Source organism: Stutzerimonas nitrititolerans, assembly GCF_003696285.1.
In the GTDB taxonomy this organism is placed as follows: domain Bacteria; phylum Pseudomonadota; class Gammaproteobacteria; order Pseudomonadales; family Pseudomonadaceae; genus Stutzerimonas; species Stutzerimonas nitrititolerans.
The window spans coordinates 23,732-43,099 of sequence record NZ_RFFL01000019.1; the positions used below are offsets into that span (position 1 = coordinate 23,732).

Genomic DNA, 19,368 nt, shown 5'->3' on the forward strand with positions numbered 1-19,368 from the left:
CAGAACCTCTTCACGTTGTGCCCGATCGCAGGCGTCAAAGAATATTGGCGTAATCCGCTTCGATCCGGTCCAGGCTCAGATGATTGAGGAAGTTGGAGAAGCACATCCACGCCGACAGCGCGTTGAGGTCCTGGAACTGCTGCGGCAGGTATCGGGGTGGCACCACCATGCCCTCGTCCACCAGCTGGCGCAGGGTGCGCATGTCCTCCAGGGTGGTCTTGCCGCAGAACAGCAGCGGGATCTGCTCCAGCTTGCCCTTGCGCACCGCGAGCTGGATGTAGTTGTAGATCATGATGAAACCCTTCAGGTAGGACAGGTCCTTGGTGAAGGGCAATCCGTTCGGGAGCGAGCCACGGAACACGCGGTTGGCGTTGCTGTAGCACTCGTCCTCGGTGTAGCCCTGTTCGCGGAAGAAGGCGAACACGTCGAGGAAATCCGCACCCTCCTCGGCCATGTGGATGGCCCGGGTGCGGTTGGTGAGCTTGCGCAGGCGCGTCGGGTAGGAGGCGAAGGCGATCACTTCCATGAGTATTGCAAGGCCTTCCTGGGTCACGGTGGACGACGGCGGCCCCTTGGCCAGGAAGGTGCAGATCGGCTGGTTCTGGCCATTGAGCGTGGTGCCGACATGCACCAGGCCCTCGTGTACCTCCAGCGCGCGCACGTCGCGCTCGTTGAACATCGCGTCGCTGCGGATCTTGATGTAGTCGGCGCCCGCCGCCGCATCCGCCAGGATGCCGTCGGACTCGAAGACGCGGATCACGCCCTCGCCTTCGCCGAAAACCTGATCCAGCCGCCGCTGCAGCATTTCTACCGCCTGCGGGGCATTCAGCGTCTTGGCTTCGTCCTTGAGGTCGCCGCGGTCGGCGATGTTGTTCAGGTAGTCGGAGAGCATCAGCCCCAGGTCGGACAGCGTCGGATCGCCGGCATGGAAGGCATCCGAAGCGGCGCCGTAGAGCTCCTGGGAGATCAGCCCGAAATCGGCGGTACCACGCGCTTCGAGCATGCGGATCACCATCCGGTATTCCTTGCACATGCGCCGCATGATCTGCCCGACCGGGTTGAACTGGCCCAGCTGACGGGTGATGTCACGCTCGATGTTCTGGAATTCTTCCTTCTTGGCGCTGGAGTCGAAGGCCAGTGGCCGGCCTTCGTAATAAGCGCGATCCACCTTCGGCAGCTCGCGCCCTCCGGCAGCGAAAAAGCCCTGACGGACATTGTCGTCCCACTTCACCGCATCGAGCACCCTTACCGGTGTCTGCGCCGTGACGATGCGATCGGACAACGCACGGATGGTCTGCTGATATTCGTCCAGTTGCATGCTTGTGTTCATCGATTTCCCGCTGGCGCTGATATCGGCCTCGTCGGAATCCTGCGGATGTTCGCCCGCCTTGTCCAGCGGAACAGCCTGTCCACCAACAGGGCGGGTTTCACCCTGCCCGGCTGACCCGCCGTGTTAATCTCCCGCCTCGCCCATTTCGATATACCCGCCATGAGTGTCACCCAAAGCCTGCTTCTGTTGTCACTGCTGATTCTTTTCAGCTCGTTCTTCGCCTTGGCTGAAATCGCCCTCGCCGCCTCGCGTCCGCTGAAGCTGCGACAGATGTCCGACGAAGGCAGCGACAAGGCGCAACGCGTGATCGAGGTGCAGAAGAATCCCGGCAACTACCTGACGGTGGTGCAGATCGGCATGAATGCCCTGGCGATTCTCGGCGGCATCGTCGGCGAAGGGGTACTCAGCCCGCCGCTGACCGAGCTACTGGCCAACTATCTACCCACCGCCCATGCTGCCACGCTGGGCTTCGTCATCTCGTTCGTCGTCACCACCTCGCTGTTCATCGTCATTACCGACCTGATTCCCAAGCAGGTGGCGATGGCGATACCTGAACATCTGGCCCTGCGGGTGATCGGCCCGATGCGGCTGCTCAACACGCTGCTCAAGCCGCTGGTGATGCTTTACGTCTGGCTAGCCAACAGCCTGATCAGATTGTTCAACCTACCCAACAGGCGCGAAGAGCTGATCACCCCGGGAGATATTCTGGCCATGACCGAGGCCGGTGCTCAGGCCGGCACCCTGGCCGCCAGTGAGCAGCAGGTCATCGAGAATATCTTCGAGCTGGAAACCCGCACCCTGCCCAGCGCCATGACCCACCGCGACAGCGTGGTGTTCTTTCTGCACGACGACCCTGACGAAGTGGTCCGCTCGCGCATTGCCAGTGAGCCGCATTCGGCGTATCCGGTCTGCGATGGCGACATCGATCACATCATCGGCTACGTCACCATCAAGGATCTGTTCCAGCGTGTGCTGAGCGACAAGCCCATCTCCCTTACTGACCCGACGCTGATCCATAAACCGCTGGTAGTACCGGATCGCTTGACCCTTGCCGAAGTGCTGAAGCAGTACCGTCAGGCCGGCGAGACCTTTGCGCTGATCCTTAACGAATACAGCATGCTGGTGGGCCTGATCACTCTCAACGACGTGATGAGTATCGTCATGGGTGATCTCGTATCACCCTGGTACGAGGAGCAGATTGTCCGCCGCGACGAACATTCCTGGCTGATCGATGGCATCACGCCGATTCAGGACGTCCGCAGGGCGCTGGAGATCGACAGCATCCCCCACGATGACGAATACGAGACGCTTGCCGGCTTCCTGATGACCATGCTCAGACGCGTACCCAAGCGCACCGACCGAGTGGTCTGGGGCGATTACACCTTTGAGGTGATGGACGTCGACAACTACCGGATCGATCAGGTCATGGCGACCCGCAACCAACGGCCAGGTGCCGAGGATGCCAAACTCGCGACTTGAGCCATTGCGCACGAGGCGGCACAAAAGAAAAGCCCGCACCTGGTGCGGGCCTTTTCGTTCAGTTCGTCAGCTTCGTCGAACTCAGACTTCCGGACGCATGTGCGGGAAGAGGATCACGTCGCGAATCGACGGCGAGTTGGTCAGCAGCATCACCAGACGGTCGATACCAATGCCCTCGCCAGCGGTGGGCGGCATGCCGTATTCCAGGGCGCGGACGAAGTCAGCATCGAAGTGCATGGCCTCGTCGTCGCCCGCATCCTTCTCCGCCACCTGGGCGTGGAAGCGCTCGGCCTGGTCCTCGGCATCGTTGAGCTCGGAATAGGCGTTGGCGATCTCGCGGCCACCGATGAACAGCTCGAAGCGGTCGGTGACGTTCGGGTTCTTGTCGTTGCGGCGGGCCAGCGGCGACACCTCGAAGGGGTATTCGGTGATGAAGGTCGGCTGCTCCAGGCGGTGCTCGACCAGTTCTTCGAAGATCATAACCTGCAGCTTGCCCAGGCCTTCATGGCCGAGCAGCTTGGCGCCGGCGCGCTTGGCGATCTCACGGGCTTTTTCCAGGTCGTTGAGGTCGGCGGCCGAGATATCGGGGTTGTACTGCAGGATCGAGTCGAACACCGACAGTCGCGCGAAGGGCTCGCCGAAGTGGAACACCTTGTCTCCGTAGGGCACGTCGGTGCTGCCGAGCACGGCCTGGGCCAACTCGCGGAACAGCTCCTCGGTGAGGTCCATGTTGTCTTCGTAGTCGGCGTAGGCCTGGTAGAACTCGAGCATGGTGAACTCGGGGTTGTGCCGTGTCGAGACGCCTTCGTTGCGGAAGTTGCGGTTGATCTCGAACACCCGCTCAAAGCCGCCGACCACCAGGCGCTTGAGATACAGCTCGGGCGCGATACGCAGGAACATCGGCAGGTCGAGGGCGTTGTGATGCGTCTCGAACGGCTTGGCCGCAGCACCGCCGGGAATGGTCTGCAGCATCGGCGTTTCGACTTCGAGGAAGTCGCGCTCGGCGAGGAACTTGCGGATATGCGCGATGACCTTGGAACGCACGCGGAAGGTGTGGCGGGTTTCCTCGTTGACGATCAGGTCGACGTAGCGCTGGCGGTAGCGCTGCTCGGTGTCGGTCAGACCGTGGTGCTTGTCCGGCAGCGGACGCAGGGATTTGGTCAGCAGCCGCACGGCGCTCATGTTGACGTACAGATCGCCCTTGCCCGAGCGCGCCAGGGTGCCTTCGGCAGCGATGATATCGCCCAGGTCCCAGGTTTTGATCGCTTCGAGCGTCTCGGCCGGCAGGCCCTTGCGGTCGACGTAGACTTGCAGGCGCCCGGTCATGTCCTGCAGCACCATGAAGGCCCCGCGGTTGAGCATGATGCGCCCGGCGATCTTCACCGGAATGGCCGCTGCCTCCAGCTCTTCCTTGCTCTTGTCGGCGTATTTCAACTGCAGGTCGTTGCAGTAGCTGTCGCGACGGAAGTCGTTGGGGAAAACGTTGCCCCTGGCGCGCTCGGCGGCCAGTTTTTCCTTGCGCTGAAGGATCAGGCTGTTTTCTTCCTCTTGGATGGCGTGCTGGTTCAGCGGTTGTTCGCTCATGGTCTTGATGAATCCTGATTAGGCTTTTCTTGCCTGTATGGAAACGGGCGGTGCAACAGGGTTGTAAAGCGTAGCGAGCGCAGGCCAAGCAAGGCGGAAATGGCGAGGACGCGGAGTTTACGAGTGTAAATGAGCCGTCCAAGCCATTTTCCAACGCAGCATGGCCAAGCGCAGTAGCTTTACAGCCCCTGCTTGAGGCTGGCTTCGAGATACTCGTCTATATCCCCATCCAACACCTTGTCGCAGTCGCTGCGTTCGATCCCGGTACGCAGGTCCTTGATGCGCGAGGCGTCGAGCACGTAGGAGCGGATCTGGTGGCCCCAGCCGATATCCGACTTGGTGTCTTCCAGAGCCTGGGACGCGGCATTTCGCTTCTGCATCTCCAGCTCGTACAACTTGGCCCGCAGCATCTTCATGGCGGTGTCCTTGTTGGCGTGCTGGGAGCGTTCGTTCTGGCACGCCACCACGGTATTGGTCGGCACGTGGGTGATCCGTACCGCCGAGTCGGTGGTGTTGACGTGCTGGCCGCCCGCGCCGGATGAACGGTAGGTATCGATGCGCAGGTCGGACGGGTTGATCTCGATCTCGATGTTGTCGTCAATTTCCGGCGAGACGAACACCGCTGTGAACGAGGTGTGACGACGGTTGCCGGAGTCGAACGGGCTCTTGCGCACCAGGCGGTGCACGCCGATCTCGGTACGCAGCCAGCCAAAGGCGTACTCGCCCTTGATATGCAGCGTCGCGCCCTTGATGCCGGCCACTTCGCCTTCGGACAGTTCGATGATGGTGGCGTCGAAGCCGTGCTTGTCGGACCAGCGCAGGTACATGCGCAGCAACATGTTGGCCCAGTCCTGGGCTTCGGTGCCGCCAGAACCGGCCTGGATGTCGAGGTAGCAATTGTTGGGGTCCATCTCGCCGCTGAACATGCGGCGGAACTCCAGCCCTTCGAGAATCTCGCGCAGGCGGTTCAGTTCGACGACGACATCGTCGACGGCGCCCTGGTCGTTTTCTTCGACGGCCATGTCGAGCAGGTCGCGCGAATCGGCCAGACCGCCTTCGAGCTCGTCGAGGGTCTCGACCACCTGCGCCAGCATGGCGCGCTCACGCCCCAGATTCTGGGCGTATTCGGGTTTGTTCCAGACGTTCGGGTCTTCGAGTTCGCGATTTACTTCGACGAGACGATCATGCTTCTGATCGTAGTCAAAGATACCCCCGAATCGACAGGGTGCGCTCGGACAGGTCCTTGATGCTGTTGAGGATCGGGTTGATTTCCATAGGTAGGCAGCTCTCAAGCGGACGTTTCGAAAAGCCGGGGATTATAAACCCAGCAGGCCATCACTGACAGCCCGGTTCGGATCGAGGGTGCAGTCTGCTAGGGGCCGGCGCGCTGAGTTTCCACGCGGCAGCATGGGAACCATCAACTTTAAATGATCGTGCCCACGCTCCTGCGCGGGCACGCCCGGTTGTCAGGCCGAAATACCACGAACCTGGCTTTCCAGCTCCGCCTTGAGCGCCTCGTCGAGCTTCAGCTGGCGAGCCAGCTCGTCCAGGTAGGCGCGCTCCATGAAGTGCTCCTCGTCCACCATCAGTACGCTGGCCAGGTACATCTCCGAAGCCATTTCTGGCGAGGTGGCGGCAGCGGCCACTTCCACCGGATCCAGCGGCTTGTTCAGCTCCGCGTCGAACCAACGATGCAGGTCCACATCGGTGGTCAGCTTGGCCAACTCCGCATCGATCATCTGGCGTTCCTGATCGTCCACATGACCGTCCGCCTTGGCCGCCGCGATCAGCGCCCGAAGGATGGCCTGGCTGTGCTCTTCGGCCTGTGCCGGAGGCAGGCGGTCGATAGTCATGGGCGTCCGCGTGGCTTGCGGCGACGCGCCGTCCTGCTGCGCCTGCCAGTTGCTGTAGGCCTTGTAGGCCAGCACGCCGAGCGCCGTCAGCCCGCCGTAGGTGATGACCTTGCCGCCGAACTTGCGGGCCTTGCGATTACCCAGCAGCAGCCCCATGGCCCCTGCGGCCAGCGCACCACCGCCTGCACCGGACAGCAGATTTCCCAGGCCACCTTTACCACCGCCGGACAGGAGATCGCCCAGGCCACCACCCGCACCGTCCATGGGGTTCGAGCCCTGATTCTTTTGTAGCAGGTCCTGACCGGACTTCAGAAGCTGATCGAGCAAACCGCTGGTTTTCATGGTGACTCCCGGAAAAGGAACGAAAGGATCAATCGGGCACGCCGGAGACCGGCCGAAGCGGCGTGTCCCGATGCGCGGCGCGCACATACTGCGGCGGCCAGGCGACCGCGCTCTCGCGCAAGTCTTCCGCCGCATGCAGCGGCCAGTAGGGATCGCGCAGCAGCTCGCGCGCCAGCAGGATCAGGTCGGCCTGGCCGGTGCGCAGGATGTGCTCGGCCTGCACGGCCTCGGTGATCATGCCCACGGTGCCGGTGGCAATGCCGGCTTCACGGCGTACGCGCTCGGCGAACTGCGTCTGGTAACCCGGCCCGACGGGGATCTCGGCGTTGGCGGCGGTGCCGCCGGAAGACACATCGATCAGGTCCACCCCGAGCGCCTTCAGGCGGCGCGCCAGTTCGACGGTTTCGTCGCTGTTCCAGCCATCCTCGACCCAGTCGGTCGCCGACAGCCGCACGAGCAGCGGCAGTTCTTCCGGCCATACGCCCCGCACCGCCTGGGCAACTTCCAGCAGCAGTCTGATGCGATTCTCGAACGAGCCGCCGTAGCCATCCTGACGCTGGTTTGAGAGCGGCGAGAGAAACTGATGCAGCAGATAACCATGCGCGGCGTGCACTTCGGCGACTTTGAAACCTGCCGCCAACGCACGCTCGGCGCCGCGCACGAAGGCCTGCACCACAGCGGCGATGCCGGCTTCGTCCAGCATCTCGGGAATGGCGTGCTGCGGATCGAAGGCGATGCTGGACGGCCCCACAGGCGTCCAGCCACCCTCGGCGATCGGCACACTGCCATGCTTGCCGAGCCAGGGCCGCCAGGTGCTGGCCTTGCGCCCGGCATGCGCCAGCTGGATGCCGGCCACCGATCCCTGCGCCTCGATGAAACGGGTGATGCGGCGTAGCGGTTCGACGTGCGCGTCGGACCAGATACCGAGGTCTTCGGGCGAGATGCGTCCGTTCGCCGACACGGCCGTGGCCTCGATGATCACCAGCCCGGCGCCACCCACCGCGCGGCTGCCCAGGTGCACCAGGTGCCAGTCGTTGGCCATACCTTCTTTCGCCGAGTACTGGCACATGGGCGAAACGGCGATACGGTTGGGCAAGGTGAGCTGGCGAAGGGTCAGTGGGGAGAACAGCTGGGTCATGGTCGGCCTCTTCTACTGCGTCGAATGCGATATGGACAGCTTGCAGTAAAGACCATTCACAGGCCAGCCGTGACGGACCAGCCATCACGACTGCCGGTGCTTGCCATCAACGCGCGGCGATATGCGCCACCAGCAACTGCACGCTCTCCCGACCGCGGAATTCATTGACGTCCAGCTTGTAGGCCAGATCGGCCCAGCGCACATTGGGGTTGGGCCAGGTTTCACGGTCGATATTGAAAGCGATGCCGTCGATCGTCAGCGCGCCGCATTCGCTCTTGAGCACCATTTTCAGATGCTTTTCGCCCACCAGGCGCTGCTGCACCAGCTGGAACACGCCGTGAAACATCGGCTCAGGAAAGTGTTGCCCCCAGGGCCCGGCGTTGCGCAGCGCCCTGGCCAGCTCGAGATGGAATTCCTCGACGCCGAGCTGACCGTCGGTGAGCAAGCGGCCGGTAAGATCGTCCTCGCACAGCTGGCGGCGCACCTCGGCGTCGAACGCCACGGCGAAGGCGCCGAAATTCTCCTGCGGCAGCGACAGGCCCGCCGCCATCGCATGCCCGCCGAACTTGCTGATCAACCCCGGATGACGTGCCGCCACGGCATCCAGCGCATCGCGGATATGAAAGCCCGGCACCGAGCGCGCCGATCCCTTCAGCAGCCCATCGCCGGCATCGGCAAAAGCGATGGTCGGCCGGTGATAGCGCTCCTTGAGGCGCGAAGCGAGGATGCCGATGACACCCTGATGCCAGTCCGGCTCGAACAGGCAGAGCCCGAACGGCATGTTGTCCAGCGACAGGTCCTTGAGCTGCGCCAGGGCTTCGCGCTGCATGCCCTGCTCGATGCCCTTGCGGTCCTGGTTGAGCTGGTCGAGCTGCACCGCCATGTCGCGCGCCAGCGCCTCGTCCTCGCAGAGCAGGCACTCGATGCCCAGCGCCATGTCGTCCAGGCGCCCCGCCGCGTTCAGCCGTGGCCCGAGTATGAAGCCCAGATCGGTGGAGGTGATGCGCTTGTGGTCGCGACCGGCTACTTCGAGGATCGCACGCAAGCCGGGCCGCGCTCGCCCCGCACGAATCCGCGCCAGTCCCTGGTGCACCAGGATCCGGTTGTTGGCGTCCAGCGGCACCACATCGGCGACGCTGCCCAGCGCCACCAGGTCCAGCAGTTCGGCCAGGTTCGGCTCGGCCCAGCCGTTACGGGCGAACCAGTCCAGCTCGCGCAACCGCGCGCGCAAGGCCAGCAACACATAGAAAATCACCCCGACACCGGCGATGCACTTGCTGGGAAAGGTGCATTCGGGCTGGTTCGGATTGACGATCGCATCGGCTGCCGGCAGCTCCGGACCCGGCAGGTGATGGTCGGTCACCAGTACCTGGACCCCGGCAGCCTTGGCCGCCGCGACGCCCTCGACGCTGGAGATGCCGTTATCCACAGTCACCAGCAGATCCGGCTGGCGCTGCAAGGCCACGGCAACGATCTCGGGTGTCAGGCCGTAGCCATATTCGAAACGGTTGGGTACCAGATAATCCACATGCGCAGCGCCGAGCTGACGCAAACCCAGCACGCCCACCGTACTGGCGGTGGCACCGTCGGCATCGAAATCGCCGACGAAGAGGATGCGCTGACGCCGCTCCAAAGCCGCGACCAGGAGTTCGACCGCCGCCTCGATGCCCTTGAGCTGACCGTAAGGAATCAGCCGCGCCAGCCCCTTGTCCAGTTCCGCTGCCGACTGCACGCCACGCGCCGCATACAGGCGTGTCAACAGCGGCGGCAGATCACCCAGGTCAGGCAGGGTCGCGGGCAATGGACGGGGTTCTATACGCATGGTCGGTCAACAAAATCGGAAGGATAGGAAAACTCAACGCTCGCCGAGCAGCCACTGCAACGACACTTCGAACTGGCCACGCTCGTCGGTGATGAACAGCGTGCCGTCGCTGATCATCACACCCCACTGGATGCTGCGCGGCAGGTCCTTGACCAGTTCGGCGAGGCTATCCGACTCGATAGCGGCGATGGACAGGTTCTTCAGCCCCTTCACCGCATCCACCACCTTGCCCTGCCAGACTCGCAGATTGCCGTAGGCCACCAGGCTGACACGCTCGGCACGACGCGAGCACCAGGTCAGGCGCTCGGCATCCGGCTGGCCCACCTCGATCCAGTGCAGCACGCGACCATCCAGGCTCTTTTCCCACAGCGCCGGCTCGTCGACATCGGACAGGCCCCGGCCGAAGGCCAGCTGCTCGCTGTACCACAGTGCATAGGCGATCAGTCGGATGCCCAGGCGCTCCTCGGTTTCGGACGGATGACGCGCCACGGTGAAGCGCAGGTTTTCATAAACGCCGCGATCGAGGTCGGTGAGATTGAGTTCGACCTTATAGGGAGTCGCTTGCAGGGCCATGAGAGCGTCACCTGGAAAAAAGGGGCGCAGTCTAGCAAACCGGGACAGCAGGCTGCTGGCTTATCCCGCCACCCGGACACAATTGCGCCCCGCCGCCTTGGCCTCATATAGAGCCCGATCCGCCTCGCCCATCAGCCGATCGAGGTTGTAGTCGACCCGCGCCGTATCGCTCATGCCAATGCTGACGCTGAGCACCCCGGACGGGCTGAAAGGCAGATTGGCGAACTCGCTGCGGATACGCTCGGCCACATCCTGAGCGACCCGCGCGTCGGCATCCGCCAACAGGCAGGCGAATTCTTCGCCGCCGATTCGCCCGAAGACGTCCTGCCGGCGCATGCGCGACTTCATCACCTGGCCGAAACTGATCAGCGCATGGTCGCCGGCCTTGTGGCCAAGGGTGTCATTGAGGCGCTTGAACTGATCCAGATCGCAGAGCAACAGCGTGACCTGCTGTCCGGCATTGCGGCACCGCAGCAGCAACCGCTCGCCATGTTCGACGAAGGCCCGCCGGTTGCCGATACCGGTCAACGGGTCGCTGAGCGACGCCTGGCGGTACTCCAGTTCGGCCCGTTCGCGCACCATCGCCAGGGTCACGAAGGCGATGCCGACCGCGTAGAGCATGGTCTCGAAGATCACCAGGGCGAAGAAGTCGAATTCCCCGGACACTTCGAAGGGTTGGCCGTGGTCGAGTGGAATGCGCAGGGTGTAGACCGCAATATGAACCGCCATCAGCGCCAGGGCCGGACGCAGGGAGACCTGGATCACCTGCCGGCTGCGCCACAGCTCCACCATGGCCAGGCCGATGTAGGCCACGGTGAAGACCGACATCGTCGCGATCCGCAGCCACAGCGCGTCCGCAGCGAAGAATGCCGGAAACAGGCAGAGACCCGCCCAGACCAGCGGCGCGACAACGATCCCGCGCCAGTGCGGCGGGCGACCGGCGAACACGCGCATCGCCGTCCAGTTGAAGGCCAGCGCCAATACCAGCAGCGAGTTCCCCAGCACGATGGGCACCCAGTCGATGCCCATGTTGCGCAGCGCGCCCAGCACCGTGGCGACGACGCCCAGAGCCAGCGACAGACAGAGATAGCCGAGCGTCGGCTCGCGGCGCCCGCTACGCCAGGCCAGGAACATCAGAAGCGCCACCAGCGACATCACATAGACGTCGGCGACGATGAGGGTTGGGACGCTTAGCTGCATGAGGGGTACCGACCTGCGCGCCCACCCGGTTGATCGACTCGGGTTCTGAAAGCGCCAAGAGCATCACAACTTTAGCGACTCGTCAGCGCAATGTCCTGCGTTCCGAGACGCAAAAAGCCGACCGCTCAGGAAAACCGTTCAGCCAGGAGTTTTGACAATCATTCTCATTATGTTTAGCATCGCCGACATCAAACAGGCTCAACGGGTAGTTCTTATGTACGTCTGTCTTTGCCAGGGTGTCACCGACGGTCAGATTCGCGAAGCCATCTATGAAGGCTGCTGCAGCTATCGGGAAGTTCGTGAAGCAACCGGTGTCGCCACTCAGTGCGGCAAATGCGCGTGCGTAGCCAAGCAGGTCGTCAGGGAAACGCTGGGGGATATCCAGTCGGCCCAGGCCACCCTCGCCTACCCCGCGAGCTTTGCCATCGCATAGGCCTGAAGAATCCGAACGAGCCGGGCATAGCCCGGCTTTTTTATGCCTGCAAATCAAGGCCTTGGCCGCAACCGTGGAACGGAAGCATTCTTATTCAGTTTTACCTTTTGCATTCAATGACTTAGGTTTGACAGAGCTGTTCTTCGTGGCCAGACTTCTCAGTCAACACAGTCGTTCGAAGACAGGACACAGACATGAAAGGCGACAAGTTAGTCATTCAGCATCTCAACAAGATTCTTGGTAACGAGCTGGTCGCTATCAACCAGTACTTCCTGCATGCACGCATGTACGAGGACTGGGGCCTGGGCAAGCTCGGCAAGCACGAGTACGAGGAATCCATCGATGAAATGAAACACGCGGACAAGCTGATCAAGCGCATCCTCTTCCTCGAAGGGCTGCCCAATTTGCAGGACCTGGGCAAGTTGCTGATCGGCGAGAACACCCGCGAAATGCTCGATTGCGATCTCAAACTGGAACAGAGCGGCGTACAGGACCTCAAGGTTGCCATCGCCTACTGCGAAAGCGTCGGCGACTACGGTAGTCGCGAATTGCTGGAAGACATCCTCGAGGCCGAGGAAGAACACATCGACTGGCTGGAAACCCAGCTGAGCCTGATCGACAAGGTAGGTATCGAAAATTACCTGCAGTCGCAGATGGATGACTGATCGGCATGCATCATGAAAAAGCCCCGCAATCGCGGGGCTTTTTCATATCAGGGTCAGTCTCAGGCGTCGGTCTTGCCGACCGCCGACTTGATCAGTGTCTGCAGCTCGCCCTTTTCGAACATCTCGAGAATGATGTCGCTGCCCCCGACCAGCTCGCCGTTGACCCACAATTGCGGGAAGGTCGGCCAGTTGGCGTATTTCGGCAGGTTGGCGCGAATTTCCGGATTCTGCAGGATGTCGACGTAGGCGAATTTCTCGCCGCAGCCCATCACGGCCTGGGTGGCGCGGGCGGAAAAGCCGCACTGCGGCGCGTTGGGCGAGCCTTTCATGTACAGCAGCACCGGGTTGTTTTCGATCTGCTCTTTGATGGTTTCGATGATATCCATGGTGCCCCTCGGCTAGTCACGATTGCCGCGTATTGTACCGGAAAGAAGGCGCAAAAGCCGAGTGGCCAGCTCGGCTTTTGATTCCGGCAAGGCACTTATCCCGGCCAGTCCAGCCGATTTGCGCCCGTCGAGACTTTCTGGATAAGATCGCGCCTTTCCCCGTTTCGTCGCCTCCCACGCGACCCCCTGTCGCAAGCCCTTCTTCTGTCGAAATCCTTCGGGCCTGCGACCAGCGGCAATAAAGGTAGTTGATATGAGCGCAAGGCATTTTCTCTCGTTGCTTGACTGCACGCCCCAGGAGCTCGAGAGCCTGGTTCGTCGCGGTAGCGAACTGAAGGATCTGCGCAAGCGCGGCGTTCTGTTCGAGCCGCTGAAGAGTCGCGTGCTGGGGATGATTTTCGAGAAAGCCTCGACCCGCACTCGGCTGTCGTTCGAAGCCGGCATGATCCAGCTCGGCGGCCAGGCGATATTCCTCTCGCCACGCGACACCCAGCTCGGCCGTGGCGAGCCGATCAGCGACTCGGCCATCGTTATGTCGCGCATGCTCGATGCGGTGATGATCCGCACCTTCGCTCATTCGACGCTGACCGATTTCGCCGCCCACTCCAGCGTGCCGGTGATCAACGGCCTGTCCGATGACCTGCACCCTTGCCAGCTGCTGGCCGACATGCAGACCTTCCATGAACATCGCGGCAGCATCGCCGGCAAGACCGTGGCCTGGATCGGCGACGGCAACAACATGTGCAACTCCTACATGGAAGCGGCCATGCAGTTCGATTTCCAGCTGAGGATTGCCTGCCCCGAAGGCTACGAGCCGAACGCCGCGCTGCTGGCGCAGGCTGGCGATCGCGTCATGCTGCTGCGTGACCCGCGCGAGGCTGCAGCCGGCGCGCACCTGATCAGCACAGACGTCTGGGCCTCCATGGGCCAGGAAGACGAAGTCGCCGCCCGAATGGCCACTTTCCGCGCTTATCAGGTCGACCGCGCGCTGCTCGACAGCGCGGCAGATGACGTGCTGTTCATGCACTGCCTGCCCGCCCACCGCGGCGAGGAAATCAGTGAAGACCTGCTCGACGATCCGCGCTCCGTCGCCTGGGACCAGGCGGAAAATCGCCTGCATGCACAGAAGGCGCTGCTCGAGTTTCTGGTCGCACCGGCCTCTAACAACGCATGAGCCACCAACCGCTGCTGCAGTTACGCAACCTCGCCTGCGGCTATGGCGAGCAAAGCGTCGTGCAACACCTGAACCTGCATCTGAACCGTGGCGACATCGGTTGCCTGCTCGGTCCTTCCGGCTGCGGCAAGACCACCACGCTGCGGGCCATAGCCGGCTTCGAGCCAGTCCACGAAGGCGAGATTCAGCTGGGCGATGCCGTGCTGTCCCGCGCCGGGTTCACCCTGGCGCCCGAGAAACGGCGCATCGGCATGGTGTTTCAGGACTACGCCCTGTTCCCGCACCTGACAGTGGCAGATAACGTTGCCTTCGGCATTCGCAAGCATCCCCAGGCCCAGCGCATCGTTGACGAGATGCTGTCGCTGGTGAACCTGTCGCATCTGGGCAAACGCTACCCCCATGAGCTGTCTGGCGGGCAGCAGCAGCGTGTCGCCCTGGCGCGCGCGCTGGCGCCTGAGCCGGAGCTGTTACTGCTCGACGAACCCTTCTCCAATCTCGACGTCGACCTGCGCCGGCGCCTCAGCCATGAGGTGCGGGTCATTCTCAAATCCCGTGGCATCAGCGCCATCCTGGTCACCCATGACCAGGAAGAAGCCTTTGCCGTCAGCGATCAGGTCGGTGTGTTCAAGGACGGCCGGCTGGAGCAATGGGACACGCCGTTCAACCTCTACCACGAGCCGCTGACGCCCTTCGTCGCCAGTTTCATCGGCCAGGGTTATTTCATTCGCGGCCAACTGATCGCCCCGGAAACCGTCCAGACCGAACTGGGCGTCATCCGCGGCAACCGCGCCTACAACTGGCCGGCCGGCAGCTCGGTGGATGTCCTGTTGCGCCCGGACGACATCGTTTACGCGCCGCAGAGCCCGCTCAAGGCGCTGATCGTCGGCAAGACCTTCCTTGGTGCCTCGACGCTGTATCGCCTGCAGCTGCCTACCGGCAACCAGCTCGAAGGCATCTTCGCCAGCCACGCCGATTACCCGATGGGACAGGAAGTGGGCATCGCCATCGCCGCGGATCACCTTGTCGTGTTTCCCGCGCAAGGCAGTGTTGCCGCACACGAGAAGCTGCCCGAGTCGGGTGTGCGGCGCTATAGCGGAAACTGAACGTCCGGCGCGCAACGCGGGCGATCAGTCTCGCGCCGCCCGCCGCTGACGGAAGAAATCGACCAGGACCGCCCCGCACTCCTCCATCAGCACCCCGCCCTCGACCAGTACGCGATGGTTGAGAAAATCCTGCGTGAAGAACTGCCCACGGCTGACCACCACGCCGGCCTTGGGCTCGCGAGCGCCGTAGACCACACGGGCGATGCGCGAATGGACGATCAGCCCGGCGCACATGCTGCAAGGCTCCAGCGTGACGTACAGCGTACTGCCGGGCAGCCGGTAGTTTTCCACCGCCAATGCCGCGGCACGTATCGCCACCATCTCGGCGTGGGCGCTGGGGTCGTGCTGCGAGATCGGGCAGTTGAATCCACGCCCGATGACCTCTCCATCCTTGACCAGCACCGCGCCGACCGGCACCTCGCCCAAGGCCGCACCCTGCGCCGCCAGCGCCAGCGCCTCGCGCATGAAATGCTCGTCACGCGAGCGATCGATGATTTGAAGTTTCTTCATTATTCAGACCTGGTGCCGGAAGCGGGTTGAAACCGCTTCAAGCTATACCACCTCGATCGCCGCCATCAGCCCGGTTTCCATGTGATCGATCACATGACAATGAAACATCCACACACCGGGATTATCCGCCACCAGGGCGATGCGGGCGGTTTCGTTCTTGCCCAGCAGGTAGGTGTCGGTGTACCAGGGCTCGATCTGGCGACGGTTGGACGAGATCACCTTGAAGGTCATGCCGTGCAGGTGGATCGGATGCTGGTATTGGCTGAGGTTGCGCAACTCGAAGATGTAGTGCCCGTTCTTCTTCAGCGTGGCGATCGGCCGATCCGCACAGGTCTTGTCGTTGATATCCCAGGCCTGGCCGTTGACCTGCCAGAAGCTGTAGGCGCCACCCTGTTCGATATTTTGCGACAGCGCGCCGGCCCATTCGAAATTGAAACGCAGCGTCTCGGCGCGCTGCAGATCGGGCTCGGCAATTGGGTTGGCCGGTAAGGCAGCGGGCCAGCTTCCAGCCGTTTCGCCGCTCGCCACCGAGGCGAGGGTCGCCAGTCGCAACGGTCCGTTGCGCAAAGACAACTGCTCGCCGGCAGCCGGCACCTTCAGCGCCAGATCGATGCGCATGCCCGGCCCCAACCAGTAATCCTTGCCCAATGGCCGTGGTACCACCGGATTACCGTCCAGGGCATAGATGCGCGCCTCCCCCCCTGACAGGTTGAGACGGTAGGTCAGGGTGTTGTCCAGATTGAGAATGCGCAGCCGCACGATCTGTCCGGCCGGCAGTTCCAGCGTCGGCGCATGCTCGCCATTGACCGTCGACAGCACGCCCGGCGTACCGCCACGCGCCGCCTCGCGGGGCACGCTGAAATCGGTGAAGGCGCCCTGCTTGTCGACGTGCCAGCTTTTCAGGCTCAGGGTGCGTTCATGCTGGAAGCCGCTGGGCTCGCGCTCCTCGACGATCAGCGGCCCCACCAGCCCGCGCCCGAGTTGCTCGGCGCTGGCGGTATGCGGGTGATACCAGAAGCTGCCGGCATCGTGCACGATGAAGTCGTAATCGAAATACTCGCCAGGCAAGACCGGCAGCTGCGACACATAGGGCACGCCATCCATCGCCAGCGGCAGGCGGATGCCATGCCAGTGGATGGTGGTCGGCACCTCCAGATGATTGATGAAACGCACCCGCAGGCGTTCGCCCTGACGCGCTCGCAACTCCAGACCGGGCGCCTGCCCGCCATAGGCCCAGGCGGGCGTCTTGTGCCCGGCCACCAGCTCGACGTCGAGCGGCGCGGCAATCAGCTCGTAGTCATGGCGGGCCATGTCCTGTGGTCGCCCCAGCCAGTAGCGGGCGCCACCGACGCCGAGGCCGACCACGCCGAGGCCTGCTAGCCCGACAAGGATTTGTCTACGAGAGAAGGTCATGAGTTACCAGTTCGCCGAACCAAAAAAGATGAGAGATTTTCTCACTTGCGGGCAACTTCCGCGAGCCGGCTTTCGCCCTGATAGAAAACTGGCTTGCGACATAATGTCTCGCCGGATGTCTTGTCGCGGCGGTTCCACCCAGCAGAGGCCCCGCCAGGTGAGCTCTGCGGCGCGGCAGGCGACGAAGCATGAGCGAATCGTGGGGGGAACCGGTTCGCTTTGTCATTCAGCCCAGCGTTATGCTTCGCCACATATTCAGCCCGAGGGCATTTCCATGTACCGCAAGCCTTTGAACGGACTTCTGTTTTCCTTCCTGCTCGGCAGCGTGCCGGCATTGGCCCTGGCCAACGCAGGACATGCCCACGACCATCAGACGTCACATGGTCATGAGCATGCCTCACCGACCAGGCACGCCGCCGTCGACCGCACGATACAGGTGAGCATGGATGATCGCATGCGTTTCGAGCCTGCCTACATCGAGGTCAAGGCCGGCGAGACGGTGCGTTTTCGGGTGCGAAACGACGGTCAGTTGCCCCATGAGATGGTCATAGGCACGCTCGATGAGTTGCAGGCGCATGCCGAACAGATGCGTGACATGTCCGGTATGCTGCACGATGAACCCAATGCCGTGGCACTCGACGCCGGACAGCAAGGCGACCTGCTCTGGCATTTCAGCCAACCCGCCACGCTGGACTTCGCCTGCCTTATCGCCGGCCACCTCGAAGCGGGGATGAAAGGCAGCATCGAGGTCCGTTAAAAACCGCACACTACATGCCCCGGCGGCCTGCATCAGCGGGTCGCCCTGGAAGGATGCCTCCATTCCGCCAGAACGGCATAGCTGGCGAAGGCGGTCCTGGCACCTTCGGTTTTCTGGTTCTAGGGATGGCTGGCTTTCCACTGCCGAGGTGACTGCCCCGATTGCGCCTTGAACGCACGGGAAAGCGCCGCTTCGCTGCCGTAGCCAACCTCGATCGCGATCACCTTCAAGGAGCGTCCGCGCCGCAAGGCCTTCTGTGCCAGCCGCACGCGCCAACCTTGCAGATACTGCCCCGGCGTAGTGCCGACCGTCTCGCGGAACGTCGTGGCGAATACGCTGCGCGACATACCGGCGACATTGGCCAGCTCATCCAGCGTCCACTCCTGCGCCGGCGCCTCATGTATCGCCACCAGCGCGTTGCGTAGCCGCGGATGCGACAACCCGGAAAGCAGCCCGCCCTGCACATCGCCGCTTTCCATCAGCTGACGCAACACCTGGATCATCACCACCTCGAACAGGCGTTCAACCAGGGCCACACGCCCACATCGCTCTTCGAAGGCCTCCTCGAACAGCAACGCCAGCACCGGCTCGGCGCCGTCAATGGCTGCCAGTGGCAGACAGACAAGGTCCGGTAATGCCGATGCGATGGGATTGCCGGTCCCGCCCTGGAAGGACAGGTTCGCGCAAACCATGTCCGCACCGCGCTCGGGGTCGGTGATGAAGCGGTGCGTCAGCGGTCGCGGGAACAGCAGCAGGCTCGGCCGTTCGACCTGCAGTGTCTCCCGGCCGTAGCGCACCTCTACCGCGCCGCTGCGTACCAGGTGCAGCTGGCCATGTACGCCATCGCTCTGCAGCGTATTGATGCCACACAGCGCACCTGCATTGAACACCTGCGCGCTCACCGGGAAATGCACCATCAACGCCGCAAGCCGGTCTGCCATTTTGATACTCCCGATCAAGTTTTAAGTACTTTACATCACCAACAGTATTTCAATACACGCAGAATACATCTCACCGGACAACACCAACCGGCCACTCAACTGAACAGGAACTACCGCCATGTCCATCGAGAAAATCCTCTACACCGCCACTGCTACTGCCACCGGTGGTCGCGAAGGCCGCGCCAGCTCTTCCGACCGCGTGCTCGACGTGCAGCTGTCCACCCCGCGCGAACTGGGCGGCGCAGGCGGCGCCGGCACCAACCCCGAGCAGCTGTTCGCTGCCGGCTACTCGGCCTGCTTCCTTGGTGCGCTGAAGTATGTCGCCGGCAAGCAGAAAGTCGCGCTGCCTGCAGACACCAAGGTCACCGGCAAGGTTGGCATCGGCCAGATTCCCACCGGCTTCGGCATCGAGGCCGAACTGACCATCGCCGCGCCCGGCATCGACCGCGAGCTGCTGCAGACGCTGGTCGACCAGGCCCACGTCGTCTGCCCCTATTCCAACGCGACGCGCGGAAACATCGACGTGACGCTGCTCATCGCCGACTGATTGCACCTGAATTTTCTTTCTTCGATCGACCACGGAGACATCGCCATGAACAACATCACCCGCACTTTCGCTGCCAGCATGCTCGCCATCACCCTGCAGGCCGGCGTCACCGCCCATG

General features: G+C 62.7%; 19 protein-coding genes. 7 read left to right on the top strand and 12 right to left on the bottom strand.

All coding sequences use genetic code 11. The features are described from left to right. Positions 1–34: 34 nt before the first annotated feature. Positions 35–1,330, bottom strand: a complete 1,296-nt coding sequence (locus EA795_RS19295; protein WP_043942636.1) for a flavohemoglobin expression-modulating QEGLA motif protein — start codon at positions 1,328–1,330, stop codon at positions 35–37. Positions 1,331–1,489: 159 nt separating this feature from the next. On the opposite strand from EA795_RS19295, the gene paeA reads away from it, so the two are divergent. After that, positions 1,490–2,809: a polyamine export protein PaeA gene (gene paeA, locus EA795_RS19300; RefSeq protein ID WP_122079030.1), complete on the top strand. Its 1,320-nt coding sequence runs from the start codon at positions 1,490–1,492 to the stop codon at positions 2,807–2,809. A gap of 81 nt (positions 2,810–2,890) precedes the next feature. Here the strand turns inward: paeA and lysS are convergent, their stop codons facing one another. From lysS to EA795_RS19335, 7 genes are all read right to left on the bottom strand, one after another. Next, the gene (gene lysS, locus EA795_RS19305) at positions 2,891–4,393 is read right to left on the bottom strand and encodes a lysine--tRNA ligase (RefSeq protein WP_122079032.1); all 1,503 of its coding nucleotides are present in this window, start codon (positions 4,391–4,393) and stop codon (positions 2,891–2,893) included. A gap of 179 nt (positions 4,394–4,572) precedes the next feature. Then, a protein-coding gene (gene prfB / locus EA795_RS19310; protein ID WP_122079034.1) for a peptide chain release factor 2 occupies positions 4,573–5,668 on the bottom strand; the annotation gives its coding sequence in 2 pieces (ribosomal slippage) (positions 4,573–5,595 and positions 5,597–5,668; 1,095 coding nt in all). A gap of 191 nt (positions 5,669–5,859) precedes the next feature. Continuing rightward, positions 5,860–6,588 (bottom strand): tellurite resistance TerB family protein, encoded by a 729-nt coding sequence (locus EA795_RS19315; protein WP_122079035.1) that lies wholly within the window; start codon positions 6,586–6,588, stop codon positions 5,860–5,862. A gap of 28 nt (positions 6,589–6,616) precedes the next feature. After that, complete coding sequence (locus tag EA795_RS19320; RefSeq protein ID WP_115028046.1) at positions 6,617–7,726, bottom strand: NADH:flavin oxidoreductase/NADH oxidase; 1,110 nt, start codon at positions 7,724–7,726, stop codon at positions 6,617–6,619. Between the two features lie 106 nt (positions 7,727–7,832). Next, positions 7,833–9,548 (bottom strand): single-stranded-DNA-specific exonuclease RecJ, encoded by a 1,716-nt coding sequence (recJ, locus tag EA795_RS19325; protein WP_115028048.1) that lies wholly within the window; start codon positions 9,546–9,548, stop codon positions 7,833–7,835. Between the two features lie 33 nt (positions 9,549–9,581). Then, positions 9,582–10,121 carry a YaeQ family protein gene (locus EA795_RS19330; RefSeq protein WP_014853476.1) on the bottom strand — a complete coding sequence of 180 codons (540 nt, stop codon included), beginning with the start codon at positions 10,119–10,121 and terminating at the stop codon, positions 9,582–9,584. A 60-nt stretch (positions 10,122–10,181) separates the two neighbouring features. Then, positions 10,182–11,321 carry a GGDEF domain-containing protein gene (locus EA795_RS19335; RefSeq protein WP_115028050.1) on the bottom strand — a complete coding sequence of 380 codons (1,140 nt, stop codon included), beginning with the start codon at positions 11,319–11,321 and terminating at the stop codon, positions 10,182–10,184. Between the two features lie 214 nt (positions 11,322–11,535). Between EA795_RS19335 and EA795_RS19340 the strand changes: the two genes are divergently transcribed. Together EA795_RS19340 and bfr are read left to right on the top strand one after the other, a co-directional pair. Then, positions 11,536–11,754, top strand: a complete 219-nt coding sequence (locus EA795_RS19340; protein ID WP_014853474.1) for a bacterioferritin-associated ferredoxin — start codon at positions 11,536–11,538, stop codon at positions 11,752–11,754. 194 nt (positions 11,755–11,948) lie between these two features. Continuing rightward, a complete protein-coding gene (gene bfr / locus EA795_RS19345) occupies positions 11,949–12,419 on the top strand; it encodes a bacterioferritin (protein ID WP_014853473.1) in 471 nt (156 codons plus the stop codon). 59 nt (positions 12,420–12,478) lie between these two features. Here bfr and grxD read toward each other — a convergent pair whose 3' ends face one another. Further along, the gene (gene grxD / locus EA795_RS19350) at positions 12,479–12,805 is read right to left on the bottom strand and encodes a Grx4 family monothiol glutaredoxin (RefSeq protein ID WP_014853472.1); all 327 of its coding nucleotides are present in this window, start codon (positions 12,803–12,805) and stop codon (positions 12,479–12,481) included. A 253-nt stretch (positions 12,806–13,058) separates the two neighbouring features. On the opposite strand from grxD, the gene argF reads away from it, so the two are divergent. Both argF and EA795_RS19360 read left to right on the top strand, forming a co-directional pair. Beyond that, positions 13,059–13,979: an ornithine carbamoyltransferase gene (argF, locus tag EA795_RS19355; RefSeq protein ID WP_014853471.1), complete on the top strand. Its 921-nt coding sequence runs from the start codon at positions 13,059–13,061 to the stop codon at positions 13,977–13,979. Next, the gene (locus tag EA795_RS19360) at positions 13,976–15,082 is read left to right on the top strand and encodes an ABC transporter ATP-binding protein (protein WP_014853470.1); all 1,107 of its coding nucleotides are present in this window, start codon (positions 13,976–13,978) and stop codon (positions 15,080–15,082) included. Before argF ends, EA795_RS19360 begins: the two co-directional genes overlap by 4 nt. Positions 15,083–15,106: 24 nt before the next feature. Here the strand turns inward: EA795_RS19360 and tadA are convergent, their stop codons facing one another. Next, positions 15,107–15,592 carry a tRNA adenosine(34) deaminase TadA gene (gene tadA, locus EA795_RS19365; protein ID WP_014853469.1) on the bottom strand — a complete coding sequence of 162 codons (486 nt, stop codon included), beginning with the start codon at positions 15,590–15,592 and terminating at the stop codon, positions 15,107–15,109. 42 nt (positions 15,593–15,634) lie between these two features. Beyond that, positions 15,635–17,005: a multicopper oxidase family protein gene (locus EA795_RS19370; protein ID WP_122079037.1), complete on the bottom strand. Its 1,371-nt coding sequence runs from the start codon at positions 17,003–17,005 to the stop codon at positions 15,635–15,637. Between EA795_RS19370 and EA795_RS21475 the strand changes: the two genes are divergently transcribed. After that, positions 17,004–17,762 carry a cupredoxin domain-containing protein gene (locus EA795_RS21475; protein ID WP_240645051.1) on the top strand — a complete coding sequence of 253 codons (759 nt, stop codon included), beginning with the start codon at positions 17,004–17,006 and terminating at the stop codon, positions 17,760–17,762. The two genes, EA795_RS19370 and EA795_RS21475, sit on opposite strands and share 2 nt — an antisense overlap. A gap of 119 nt (positions 17,763–17,881) precedes the next feature. Here EA795_RS21475 and EA795_RS19380 read toward each other — a convergent pair whose 3' ends face one another. After that, positions 17,882–18,703, bottom strand: coding sequence for an AraC family transcriptional regulator (locus EA795_RS19380; RefSeq protein ID WP_122079039.1), 822 nt, complete (start codon positions 18,701–18,703; stop codon positions 17,882–17,884). Between the two features lie 118 nt (positions 18,704–18,821). On the opposite strand from EA795_RS19380, the gene EA795_RS19385 reads away from it, so the two are divergent. Continuing rightward, entirely contained in the window at positions 18,822–19,250 is a 429-nt protein-coding gene (locus EA795_RS19385; RefSeq protein WP_058077350.1) for an organic hydroperoxide resistance protein, read from the top strand. Positions 19,251–19,368: the final 118 nt, after the last annotated feature.